Origin of the sequence: Pseudomonas sp. SZ57 (assembly GCF_009495975.1) — a bacterium.
Lineage (GTDB): Bacteria > Pseudomonadota > Gammaproteobacteria > Pseudomonadales > Pseudomonadaceae > Aquipseudomonas > Aquipseudomonas syringae.
On sequence record NZ_WIBD01000012.1, the window covers coordinates 16,829 to 29,727 of the forward strand.

Consider the following 12,899-nt stretch of genomic DNA (forward strand, 5'->3'; position numbering starts at 1 on the left):
TGAGCGTGAAATTTCCCGTTTCATGAGGTCTATGCCAAACTAACCCCTATATATACAAGGTGAAAACTATCTAATGGCCGATTGGCAGTCCCTCGATCCCGAGGCCGCTCGTGAAGCGGAAAAATACGAAAACCCTATTCCCAGCCGCGAGCTGATCTTGCAGCACCTTGCCGAGCGCGGTTCGCCGGCCAGTCGCGAGCAACTGGTCGAAGAGTTCGGCCTGACCACCGAAGATCAATTCGAGGCTCTGCGCCGCCGCCTTCGGGCGATGGAGCGTGACGCCCAGTTGATCTACACCCGTCGCGGCACTTATGCACCGGTAGACAAGCTTGACCTGATCCTGGGTCGCATCTCCGGGCATCGCGATGGCTTTGGCTTTCTGGTGCCGGACGACGGCTCCGACGACCTGTTCATGAGCCCGGCGCAAATGCGCCTGGTGTTCGACGGTGACCGGGCGCTGGCGCGTGTTTCCGGCCTTGACCGTCGCGGCCGTCGCGAAGGCGTGATCGTCGAAGTGATCTCGCGTGCTCACGAAAGCATCGTGGGTCGCTATTTCGAAGAGAGCGGCATCGGCTTCGTGGTGCCTGATAACCCGAAAATCCAGCAGGAAGTGCTGGTGACGCCGGGTCGCAACAACGGCGCCAAGATCGGCCAGTTCGTCGAGGTGAAAATCACCCATTGGCCGACGCCGCGCTTCCAGCCGCAAGGCGACGTGATCGAAGTGGTGGGCAACTACATGGCGCCCGGCATGGAGATCGATGTCGCGCTGCGTACCTACGATATCCCGCATGTATGGCCCGAGGCAGTGCTCAAAGAGGCTGCCAAGCTCAAGCCGGAAGTCGAAGAGAAGGACAAGGAACACCGCGTCGATCTGCGCCATCTGCCGTTCGTGACCATCGACGGTGAAGATGCTCGCGACTTCGACGATGCGGTCTATTGCGAAGCCAAGCCGGGCAAGCTGCGTTTGTTCTCCGGCGGCTGGAAGCTCTACGTGGCGATTGCCGACGTATCGAGCTACGTGAAGATCGGCTCGGCGCTGGATGCCGAATCCCAGGTGCGCGGCAACTCGGTGTATTTCCCAGAGCGCGTCGTGCCCATGCTGCCTGAGCAATTGTCCAACGGCCTGTGCTCGCTGAACCCGCATGTCGATCGTCTGGCCATGGTCTGCGAGATGACCATCTCCAAGACCGGCGAGATGACTGACTACGTGTTCTACGAAGGCATCATCCACTCCCACGCTCGCCTGACCTACAACAAGGTCAGCACGATTCTGGAGCAGCCGAAAACCGCCGAGGCGAAAAGCCTGCGCGGCGAATACGGCGATGTGGTGCCGCACCTCAAACAGCTTTATGCCATGTACAAGGTATTGCTGGGCGCGCGTCATGTGCGTGGTGCGATCGATTTCGAAACTCAGGAAACCCGGATCATCTTCGGTTCCGAGCGCAAGATTGCCGAAATCCGTCCGACCACCCGTAATGATGCCCACAAGCTGATCGAGGAATGCATGCTGGCCGCCAACGTGGCCACCGCGCAGTTCCTGAAGAAGCACGAAATTCCTGCGTTGTACCGCGTACACGATGGTCCGCCGCCAGAGCGCCTGGAAAAACTGCGTGCGTTCCTCGGCGAACTGGGTCTGACCTTGCACAAAGGCAAGGAAGGTCCGACACCGAAGGATTATCAGGCGCTGCTTGAAACCGTTCGCGACCGTCCTGACTACCACCTGATCCAGACCGTGATGCTGCGTTCGTTGAGCCAGGCGGTCTACAGCTCGGACAACAACGGTCACTTCGGTCTGAATTACGAAGCGTACACGCACTTCACGTCGCCGATCCGTCGTTATCCGGACCTGCTGACCCATCGTGCGATTCGCAGTGTCATTCGCTCCAAGCAGGATACGCCGCACGTCCGTCGTGCCGGCGCTGCCACGATTCCGAAGGCGCGCATTTACCCGTACGACGATGCGCTGCTCGACCAGTTGGGCGAACAATGCTCGATGAGCGAGCGCCGTGCCGACGAGGCTACGCGCGACGTGGTCAACTGGCTCAAGTGCGAATACATGAAAGATCGCGTCGGCGAGTCGTTCCCGGGCGTGATCACCGCGGTAACCGGCTTTGGTCTGTTTGTCGAGCTGACCGACATCTATGTCGAAGGCCTGGTCCACGTGACCGCCTTGCCGGGTGACTACTACCACTTCGATCCGCTGCACCACCGCCTTGCCGGCGAGCGTACCGGGCGTAACTTCCGCTTGGGCGACACCGTTGAAGTGCGGGTCATGCGCGTCGATCTGGACGAGCGCAAGATCGATTTCGAGATCTCCGAAGCGGCAGCGGCTGCGAAGCCAGCGGCTCGCAAACGTCGTGGTAACGACACCGCGGCACCTGCTGCCACCACCACGGCTGAAAAGGACAAGGCGCCGGCCAAGTCCGGACGCCGTAGCGCTTCGACCAAGGAAAGCAGTCCCGAAGCGTATCGCCCGAGCGATGCCGCCGCTAAAAACGCAGAAGTGCGTAAAAGCCGCGAGCTGAAAAAAGCGCTTCTGGCAGACGCGAAGGGTGGTAGCAAGGCATCGTCGGGAAAGTCTGACAGGTCGGGCTCTGCGCCTTCATCGGGCAAGCCGGCCAGCAAACACCGTAAAGGCTCGTCAAAAACGGGCTCCGCGCCAGCTGCGAAAAGCAGTGGCGCTCGTAAACCCAAGGCCAAGTCATGAGTCAGCTGGAAAAAATCTACGGCGTTCACGCCGTAGAAGCGTTACTTCGTCATCATCCGAAACGCGTCAAGCACATCTGGCTGGCCGAGGGTCGTAACGATCCTCGCGTCCAGACGCTGGTGGCACTGGCCGCCGAGAATCGCGTGACCATCGGGCAGGCCGAGCGCCGCGAGATGGATGCCTGGGTCGAGGGTGTGCATCAGGGCGTGGTTGCCGATGTCAGCCCGAGTCAGGTCTGGGGCGAGGCAATGCTCGACGAGCTGCTGGACCGCAGTGAAGGCTCGCCGCTGCTGTTGGTGCTGGACGGCGTGACCGATCCGCACAACCTCGGCGCCTGCCTGCGTACCGCCGATGCGGCAGGTGCGCTGGCGGTCATCGTGCCCAAGGACAAGTCCGCAACCCTGACGCCAGCCGTGCGAAAGGTCGCCTGCGGTGCAGCCGAGGTCATTCCGCTCGTGGCAGTGACCAACCTGGCGCGTACGCTGGAAAAACTGCAGCAGCGCGGATTGTGGGTGGTAGGTACTGCGGGCGAGGCCGAGGTCGAGCTGTATCAGCAGGACCTGACCGGGCCGACCATCATTATCATGGGCGCCGAAGGCAAGGGCATGCGTCGCCTGACCCGTGAGCATTGTGATTATCTGGTGCGCCTGCCGATGGCGGGCAGTGTCAGCAGTCTCAACGTGTCGGTCGCGACCGGCGTGTGTCTGTTTGAAGCGCTGCGCCAGCGCAGTGTCAAGGCTGCCGGCAAAAAGGCCTGATTTCGGCGCCTGGCCAGAGTGAGCAGGTCGCGCCATGCGATCTGCTCATTAATTCACCAATTGCCTTGCGCCTCCCTCGACCCTTCTCTACAATTGCGCCCCTTGCTGTCACGGCAGGCGCGCATGTGCCTGTCCCTGAGCAAGACCAACAGTGTCATTCACTCCTTGTCTGACCGCTATTTGAGCGGCAGGCTACAACCCGTAAGGAGCATTCATGCGTCATTACGAAATTATCTTTTTGGTCCACCCGGATCAAAGCGAGCAAGTCGGCGGCATGGTAGAGCGTTACACCAAGCTGATCGAAGAAGACGGCGGCAAAATCCACCGTCTGGAAGATTGGGGCCGTCGTCAACTGGCTTACGCAATCAACAATGTTCACAAGGCTCACTACGTGATGCTGAACGTTGAGTGCACTGGCAAGGCTCTGGCCGAGCTGGAAGACAACTTCCGTTACAACGATGCTGTGATCCGTAACCTGGTCATCCGTCGCGACGAAGCCGTAACCGGCCAGTCCGAGATGCTCAAGGCTGAAGAGAACCGCAGTGAGCGCCGTGAGCGTCGTGACCGTCCTGAGCACTCCGACAGCGCCGATGGCGATGACGGCGACAACAGCGACGTTAGCGATAACGCTGACGAGTAATCCACGGACCTTTTGAGGAGCCAATTACATGGCACGTTTCTTCCGTCGTCGTAAATTCTGCCGCTTCACCGCTGAAGACGTCAAAGAGATCGATTACAAAGATCTCAACACTCTGAAAGCCTACGTATCCGAGACCGGCAAAATCGTTCCAAGCCGTATCACTGGTACCAAAGCACGTTATCAGCGTCAGCTGGCCACCGCTATCAAGCGTGCCCGCTTCCTGGCCCTGCTGGCCTACACCGACAGCCACGGCCGCTGAGACCAGGTAGTCGACAAAACGTAACAAAGGATAGAAAGCATGCGTGCCCTGGCTGAATTCATCATGCGCGGCCGTATGCAGGCCACTCTCGTAGTGGCTGGATGTGCGGCATTGCCGCTGTTGTTCTGGTTGAGTGCTGCCGCAGGGTGCCTTGTGCTCCTGCGACGCGGGTTCAGTGATGCCGTTGGTGTCCTGGCCTGGGCTCTGCTGCCGGCTTTGGTCTGGTGGTATTTCGGTGAACCACGTACAGCCGTGGTGCTGGCGGGTTCACTGAGTTTGGCAATGGTTTTGCGTGCCAGCGAGTCCTGGGTCCGTGTGCTGCTGGTCAGCGTAGCGTTGGGTGTGGTGTATGCAGTAATTCTGGGCACGGTTTTTCGCGAACCTCTGGAAGCAATGTCGCAGGAGTTGCAGAAACATCTGCCGACAATGCTGGCCGGGCTCTACGAGCAGTTGAACGTAGAAGAGCGAGCGCGTCTGGGGGCACTGATTGCACCCGTCCTGAATGGCCTGATAGCGGCTGTGCTGCAAATCGTCAGTGTGCTGTGCCTGATTCTTGGGCGGTACTGGCAAGCGATGATGTACAACCCTGGTGGTTTCGGGCGTGAATTTCGCGCCGTGAAACTCCCGCTGGTGCCTGCGTTGGTGCTGGTGGTGTGCATGCTGGTGGGGCCGAATTTCGGTCCGCAGATAGCGATGCTTACACCGCTGTGCAGCGTACCGCTGGTCTTTGCGGGTCTGGCCCTGATTCACGGACTGGTCGCTGAAAAGCGTCTGTCCAGGTTCTGGCTGGTGGGGATGTACATCACGCTGCTGGTGTTCATGCAGCTGATTTATCCGTTGCTCGTGGTAATTGCCATTGTCGACAGCCTGATTGATTTTCGCGGTCGCCGGAGCTCGAAAGATTCCGGCAATGGTCCTGCGAACGGTGAAGGTTAAAAGTTAAGAGGATTTCCACATGCAACTGATCCTTCTGGAAAAAGTCGCCAACCTGGGCAACCTGGGCGACAAAGTAAACGTTAAGGCCGGCTACGGTCGTAACTACCTGCTGCCTTACGGCAAAGCAACCGCTGCAACCGCTGCCAACGTGGCTGCGTTTGAAGAGCGTCGTGCCGAGCTGGAAAAACTGGCTGCAGACAAGAAAGCATCTGCCGAAACTCGCGCTGCCCAACTGGCTGAGCTGGAAGTGACTATCACTGCCACCGCTGGTGACGAAGGCAAGCTGTTCGGTTCGATCGGCACCCACGACATCGCCGATGCACTGACCGCCTCTGGCGTTGAAGTTGCAAAAAGCGAAGTTCGTCTGCCGAACGGCACTATCCGCAACGTTGGTGAATTCGACGTAGCCGTGCACCTGCACAGCGACGTAGAAGCAACCGTACGCGTTGTCGTAGTGGCTGCTTAAGCAACACGTAATCGTCTGGTGGCATTGTCGCCAGAGGATTAACATCGGGCACGATCCTGTTTACAGGTCGTGCCCTTTGTCTTTGTGCCATCCCCATTCTGCAAACCTCGAATTGAAGTGGCCATGAACGATATTTCCGCCCCCGAACAATACGATCTGCAAACCGCTGCCCTGAAGGTGCCGCCGCATTCCATCGAGGCCGAACAGGCCGTGCTCGGTGGTCTGATGCTGGACAACAACGCCTGGGAGCGGGTGCTCGATCAAGTGTCCGATGGTGATTTCTATCGACATGACCACCGCCTGATATTCCGCGCCATCGCCCGGTTGGCCGATCAGAACAGCCCGATCGACGTGGTCACGCTGGCTGAACAGCTGGACAAGGAAGGGCAGACCTCGCAAGTAGGCGGCCTGGGCTACCTCAGCGAGCTGGCGAAAAACACGCCTTCTGTCGCCAACATCAAGGCCTACGCGCAGATCGTCCGGGCCCGGGCCACGCTGCGGCAATTGATCGGCATCAGTACCGAAATCGCCGACAGTGCGTTCAACCCCGAAGGCCGGACCGCCGAAGAGATTCTTGACGAGGCTGAACGGCAGATCTTCCAGATCGCCGAAGCGCGCCCCAAGACCGGCGGTCCGGTCAGCGTCAACGACCTGCTGACCAAGGCCATCGACCGTATCGACACGCTGTTCAACAGCGACAACGCCATTACCGGCCTGTCGACCGGGTATACCGATCTCGATGAAAAGACCAGCGGACTGCAACCCTCCGACCTGATCATCGTTGCCGGACGTCCGTCGATGGGTAAGACCACCTTCGCCATGAACCTGGTCGAGAACGCGGTGCTGCGCAGTGACAAGGTCGTACTGGTCTACTCGCTGGAGATGCCGGGCGAATCGCTGATCATGCGTATGTTGTCTTCGCTGGGGCGCATTGATCAGACCAAGGTGCGGGCCGGTCAGCTTGATGACGATGACTGGCCGCGTCTGACATCGGCGGTCAATCTGCTCAATGACCGCAAACTGTTCATCGACGATACGGCCGGTATCAGCCCCTCCGAAATGCGTGCGCGGACGCGGCGGATCGTGCGTGAGCATGGCGACATCGCCATGATCATGATCGACTACCTGCAGCTGATGCAGATCCCCGGTTCCAGCGGTGACAACCGTACCAACGAGATTTCCGAGATCTCGCGCTCATTGAAAGCACTGGCCAAGGAATTCAACTGCCCGGTGATTGCCCTGTCGCAGCTCAACCGCTCCCTTGAGCAGCGTCCCAACAAGCGCCCGATCAACTCCGACCTCCGGGAATCCGGAGCGATCGAGCAGGACGCCGACGTCATCATGTTCGTCTACCGGGACGAGGTGTACCACCCGGAAACCGAGCACAAGGGCATTGCCGAGATCATCATCGGCAAGCAGCGTAACGGCCCCATCGGTACCACGCGTCTGGCGTTCATCGGCAAATACACGCGCTTCGAGAACCTGGCGCCGGGCAGTTACAACTTTGACGACGATTGATTTTGCCGCCCGATGCTGTTGCCGTTTCATCACCGCTCTTGCTGAGACGGTAGCAGCATCTATCAGTGCGTATCCCCGATCCGGTGTGGATACCATGCCCCAGTGTCCTGATTTTTTGCCAGTAGCAAGCGGATTTTACCTCTACCTTTGGCGCCGGCGACCCCGGTAAGATCCAGGGAGATTTCGTCGTTTATCTTGTGTGCTGATGCGCCCCTTGAGCCTCGCTCATTGTAACTGTCGATCGCTTTGGTGACGGCTGATCTCAGATCATCCTGGCTATATTTATTTTGGGCAGTCTCGAATACGGCGGATTCAAAAAAGTCGCCGATAGCAACGTTAGCGAATGTTGTCGCTCGGTTCTTTTTTACTGGGGTATCAGGGCTGGGGGCTGCAGGCGTGTATGTACTTGTTCCTGCAAAGCTGCGATAAAACTCTTTTTCTGCAGTAGATGCGGTGGGTTCTGACGTCTCAGGAAAAGATGTCCGGCCGCTCAAGTTGCTCACATTGCTGAAGTTGCTCACATTACTCACATTGCTCTCGCGGCGTGACGTATCGCGATCCTTTGCGGCCCTAAGCTCCATGCGGATGAGGTTTTTTGAATGGCTTAAGAATTCAGGCGATGCGCTTTGTGCTCTGAAAAAGTCTTGCTGGCCTGGTCTGGTAAGGTAATACGCATATATCGATCCAGTCATGCCGTCGTGCCGAAGATATACATCCCTGGTTCTCGCGTTGATGCTGCTCATGAAGCCGCCAAGTTCTTTAATCTCTTCGGTGTCAAGCCCAAACTCACTGGCCGCACTGTCAAGAAAATCACTATAGGCCTTTAGTTTGGCGTTTTTCCGTGCCCGCGAGCTGCGGGCTAGAAGTACCCATGTGGCGAGTCCCATAAGGACTATCCCAATAGCAATGTTTGTGGAAATGAGCGTCATGCCGTCAAAATTAACGCTCTGGCCACCCTCTGGGTCGACTCTGCTGACGGGGTTGTTTCTGGTCATTCGGTAAAGGTTCAGCCCCTCTACATCGCCTAGCGCGTCTGCACTCATCCAGCGCATCAACCAAGGCGCGTAATACCTCACGCCGTAGTAATAAAGACCCGTGCTGTCCCGCTCCTTGCCAGAGTAGCGGACGACTTTATAAGACGCTTCAACAGCCGAGCGCGCAGCCCACCATGCGGTCCCTCCGAACGGGTAATACCCTTCATGGCTGATCAGCTTTGCCTGGGCGTCCAGCTCAAGTGTGCTCGAGCCCAGGTGGTCACCGATGCTGTAGCGGAACTGATTGTTGTCTATCGCATCCGGTTTGCCCTCTAGCCAGTGCAGGCAGCGCACGTTAGTCCGTCCGGCGTACACTGTGATGACTTCCAGTCGCTCGCCGGTTGCACTGTTTGTACGGATTTCCAGGCCTGGCAAATAGCGCACGTCGCATTGGTGCTGGAATGTCCGGGTCATGGCCTTCGCTGTTTTACGCAGGCGCTGGCCGCTAGCGTCGTAAGCGTAGTGTTCGCCGTCGTCTGGTTGCTCGGAACGAGTAACGGCATCCGCCTTGATCAGGCGGTTTCCCGAGTCCCAGTGCAGCGCTCGTCCCGCAACCAGCGCTTGCTGATTGCCATTGGCGTCGAATTGTTTATCGAAGTCTGGTGGCGCGTCACCCTCGCTCCAGGGCAAGGCCCGGTTGCTTTGGGTATCGACGATCATGTGGCGTGTATACGCTTGCGCACCCTTGTGAATGAGCTTTAAGAGATTGCCTGCATCGTCGTAGGAATAACGTTGGGTGTAATTGAGTAGCTGACTTTCATCCACTGGGAGCCGGGCGAGCTCCGGTAATTCAGGGCGAATCCCCGCCAGGGCGGTTTCGCGACCGCTGGCCCTGATTAACTGGTAAAGGCTGTCATATTCGTATTCATTGACGGCATCAATGCGCTGGCCTGAACAGTGGCGTGCAGGCTGAGCCTCGTCTCGAATCCTGGTTACATTCCCCACTGGATCGTAGTCGTACAGCAGGTGCTGCAGTTGCTTGACTCCCGGACGGTAGGTGATTAGCTCAGCCATGCGACCATCGGCAGGATCAAAGCTTACGCGGCTGATGACTCCGTTACCGGCTGTTTGCGACTCGATACGGCCATGCGCGTCGTACATCAATCCATGCAGCAGTACCTGATCGCTCCCGTTCATCAGCTTCAGGCGGTTAGCCTTCAACTGGCCCGATACGTCATAGGCCGATGTATGACGATTGCCTGATGCATCGGTTTGATCAAGTACCTCGCCCATAGCGTTGAAGCGTGCTTTGCTTGAGAAACCAGGGCCGGGCTCCAGCAACGCTTCCTGATGCAGAGCGTCTGCAGGCCAGTTCGGTAGGTCGTTCGTCCGGAGAAAGCGTCGGGTCTGCTGGAGAATCTGTCCTGATACGCCACAGGCATCGATAAAATCGCTACCCGATCCGTCGTAAGTCTGAGTCAGGCGGCCGCAGACATTGTTGGCAGCGGCCAGCTCTGAACTATCGGCATATGAGAAACGTTCTGATGTTCGGCAGGGCTGGCCTCTGGGCTTTTCGTTGATCGCCAAGGGGCGAAGCAGTTCGTCGTAACGGTTTGTCCAGTGGGTACCGCGTGCGTCATGGTGTTCCAGCAACTGACCCGCCTCGCCATAGAGGGAAACCTGGCAGCCTGCGTCGACACTGTTTACCGCCAAGGGCGCGCCGGTGAGGCTGAGTACCGTGCTCAGGTTCGGGCGAGTGAGTGGCTCGGTGGTCAATTGCCTGAATAGCCTGGCGTCCCATCTGGCGACGGGTCTTGCCGCTGCATCATACTGCTGGCGTTCCGGGCGCGCCTGCGAACTATCACCCGGTGTGCCGCGGTAATAACTCACACTGCGGATTGGCAGCCTCCGGCTATCAGTCACTATCAGCGTGGGTGTATGTCGGTGCAGGGCATCAGCCATGGTCGTAGATTTCCATCAGAGCGCGGAATCAGGGTATTCCGACTCGACAAGTCGCGGTACTGTCATAAATAGCAGTGGGGCGTGCCAGGCGAATGATCTTGCTATTCCGACCATTGCCGTCGGACTTGATCAAAAAACGTGCTATATTCCGCGCCCGCGATTTCTCCAACGTGCAAACGTAGGTCCTGAACATGCAATCAGCCAAGCCGTTATTTGACTATCCCAAGTACTGGGCCGAATGTTTCGGACCAGCACCTTTCCTGCCCATGAGCCGGGAAGAAATGGATCTGCTTGGCTGGGATTCCTGCGACATCATTATCGTGACCGGTGATGCGTACGTGGATCACCCGTCTTTCGGCATGGCGATCATCGGTCGTCTGCTCGAGTCCCAGGGCTTTCGGGTCGGGATCATCGCGCAGCCCGACTGGCAGTCCAAAGACGACTTCATGAAGCTTGGCGAGCCGAATCTGTTTTTCGGTGTCGCGGCCGGCAACATGGACTCGATGATCAACCGCTATACCGCGGACAAGAAGATTCGCTCCGATGACGCCTATACCCCGGGCGGCATGGCCGGCAAGCGTCCGGACCGCGCAAGTCTGGTCTACAGCCAGCGTTGCAAGGAAGCCTACAAGCATGTACCGATCGTGCTGGGTGGTATCGAAGCTTCGTTGCGCCGCATTGCGCACTATGACTACTGGCAGGACAAGGTTCGCAACTCGATCCTGATCGACGCCTGCGCCGACATCCTGCTGTACGGCAATGCCGAACGCGCGATTGTCGAAGTTGCCCAGCGTCTGTCCTACGGCCACAAGATCGAAGACATCACCGACGTGCGCGGTACGGCGTTCATTCGTCGTGATACGCCGCAGGGCTGGTATGAGGTCGATTCCACGCGTATCGACCGTCCGGGCAAGGTCGACAAGATCATCAACCCGTACGTCAACACCCAGGACACGCAGGCCTGCGCCATCGAGCAGGAAAAAGGCAACGTCGAGGACCCCAACGAAGCCAAGGTGGTGCAGATTCTTGCCAGCCCGCGCATGACCCGTGACAAGACGGTCATCCGCCTGCCATCGGTGGAGAAGGTCCGTAACGACGCTGTGCTGTATGCCCACGCCAACCGCGTGTTGCACCTGGAAACCAACCCGGGCAACGCTCGCGCGCTGGTGCAGAAGCATGGCGAGGTGGACGTCTGGTTCAACCCGCCGCCCATTCCGATGACCACTGAAGAAATGGACTACGTGTTCGGCATGCCTTACGCGCGCGTCCCGCATCCTGCGTACGGCAAGGAAAAGATCCCTGCCTACGACATGATTCGCTTCTCGGTGAACATCATGCGTGGCTGCTTCGGTGGCTGCACCTTCTGCTCGATCACCGAGCACGAAGGGCGGATCATTCAGAACCGCTCCGAAGAATCGATCATTCGCGAAATCGAAGAGATACGCGACAAAGTGCCGGGCTTTACCGGGGTCATTTCCGACCTGGGCGGGCCGACCGCGAACATGTATCGCATCGCCTGCAAAAGCCCGGAGATCGAGTCGGCCTGCCGCAAGCCGTCCTGCGTATTCCCGGGTATCTGCCCGAACCTGAATACCGATCACTCGTCGCTGATTCAGCTGTATCGCAGCGCGCGCGCCTTGCCGGGCGTGAAAAAGATCCTGATCGCCTCCGGCCTGCGCTATGACCTCGCGGTCGAGTCGCCGGAGTACGTCAAGGAACTGGTCACGCACCACGTAGGTGGTTACCTGAAGATCGCCCCGGAACACACCGAGGAAGGTCCGCTCAACCAGATGATGAAGCCGGGCATTGGCAGCTATGACAAGTTCAAGCGCATGTTCGAGAAGTACACCAAGGAAGCCGGCAAGGAGCAGTACCTGATTCCTTACTTCATCGCCGCCCACCCGGGCACCACCGATGAAGACATGATGAACCTGGCGCTGTGGCTCAAGGGCAATGGTTTCCGCGCGGACCAGGTGCAGGCGTTCTACCCGTCGCCGATGGCAACGGCCACGGCCATGTACCATTCGGGCAAGAACCCGTTGCGCAAGGTCACCTACAAGAGCGATGCGGTCACCATCGTGAAGAGCGAAGCGCAGCGTCGTCTGCACAAGGCTTTCCTTCGCTATCACGACCCGAAAGGCTGGCCGATGCTGCGTGAGGCGCTGGAGCGCATGGGCCGTGCCGATCTGATCGGGCCGGGCAAGGATCAACTGATCCCGTTGCATCAGCCGGCTACTGACAGCTATCAGAGTGCGCGCCGCAAGAACTCGACGCCGGCGGGCAGCCACAAGGTTGCGAAAACTGCCAAGACCACGCTGATCCAGACCCAGCATACCGGCCTGCCGCCACGCGGAAGCGATGGCAGCAAGCCGTGGGACAAGCGCGAAGAGGCCAAGGCTGCCGCCATGGCGCGCAACAAGCAGGCCGCCAAGGAGCGCATGGATGCAGCCAAAGGCAAAGGCACCAAACCGCCCAAGCGCAAGCCAGTGGTGCCACGCTAACGCTCAGCGATAGCGCCGCCTGCTCGTAGAGGGGCGGACGCAGAGCGTCCAGAACGGCATGTCGACGCGGAGCGTCGCACGATAGTTGAGATAATCGTTCCTCACGCTTCAGCATGGGAATGCCGTTCGTGACGCTCCGCGTCACACCACTCCCGCCGCGCCGCTCTCTCCATCAACG

9 protein-coding genes are annotated in these 12,899 nt (G+C 58.6%); 8 read left to right on the forward strand and 1 reads right to left on the reverse strand.

The features are described from left to right. Window positions 1–73: 73 nt before the first annotated feature. The 7 genes from rnr to dnaB all read left to right on the forward strand — a co-directional run bounded on the left by rnr (window position 74) and on the right by dnaB (window position 7,284). Window positions 74–2,707 carry a ribonuclease R gene (gene rnr / locus GE543_RS13520; protein WP_003414480.1) on the forward strand — a complete coding sequence of 878 codons (2,634 nt, stop codon included), beginning with the start codon at window positions 74–76 and terminating at the stop codon, window positions 2,705–2,707. Then, entirely contained in the window at window positions 2,704–3,465 is a 762-nt protein-coding gene (rlmB, locus tag GE543_RS13525; RefSeq protein ID WP_003317206.1) for a 23S rRNA (guanosine(2251)-2'-O)-methyltransferase RlmB, read from the forward strand. The genes rnr and rlmB overlap by 4 nt, the downstream gene beginning before the upstream one ends. Window positions 3,466–3,679: 214 nt before the next feature. Beyond that, window positions 3,680–4,105 (forward strand): 30S ribosomal protein S6, encoded by a 426-nt coding sequence (gene rpsF / locus GE543_RS13530; protein WP_002551828.1) that lies wholly within the window; start codon window positions 3,680–3,682, stop codon window positions 4,103–4,105. A 28-nt stretch (window positions 4,106–4,133) separates the two neighbouring features. Further along, a complete protein-coding gene (gene rpsR / locus GE543_RS13535) occupies window positions 4,134–4,364 on the forward strand; it encodes a 30S ribosomal protein S18 (protein WP_002551829.1) in 231 nt (76 codons plus the stop codon). Window positions 4,365–4,403: 39 nt separating this feature from the next. Next, a complete protein-coding gene (locus GE543_RS13540) occupies window positions 4,404–5,300 on the forward strand; it encodes a hypothetical protein (protein ID WP_153221641.1) in 897 nt (298 codons plus the stop codon). Window positions 5,301–5,319: 19 nt separating this feature from the next. Next, window positions 5,320–5,766: a 50S ribosomal protein L9 gene (rplI, locus tag GE543_RS13545; protein WP_003317208.1), complete on the forward strand. Its 447-nt coding sequence runs from the start codon at window positions 5,320–5,322 to the stop codon at window positions 5,764–5,766. 123 nt (window positions 5,767–5,889) lie between these two features. Beyond that, entirely contained in the window at window positions 5,890–7,284 is a 1,395-nt protein-coding gene (dnaB, locus tag GE543_RS13550; protein WP_003317209.1) for a replicative DNA helicase, read from the forward strand. 62 nt (window positions 7,285–7,346) lie between these two features. Here the strand turns inward: dnaB and GE543_RS13555 are convergent, their stop codons facing one another. Then, a complete protein-coding gene (locus GE543_RS13555) occupies window positions 7,347–10,220 on the reverse strand; it encodes an RHS repeat-associated core domain-containing protein (RefSeq protein ID WP_153221642.1) in 2,874 nt (957 codons plus the stop codon). Window positions 10,221–10,411: 191 nt separating this feature from the next. Here GE543_RS13555 and GE543_RS13560 point away from each other — a divergent pair, with 191 nt between their 5' ends. After that, window positions 10,412–12,721 carry a YgiQ family radical SAM protein gene (locus GE543_RS13560; protein WP_032697738.1) on the forward strand — a complete coding sequence of 770 codons (2,310 nt, stop codon included), beginning with the start codon at window positions 10,412–10,414 and terminating at the stop codon, window positions 12,719–12,721. Window positions 12,722–12,899: the final 178 nt, after the last annotated feature.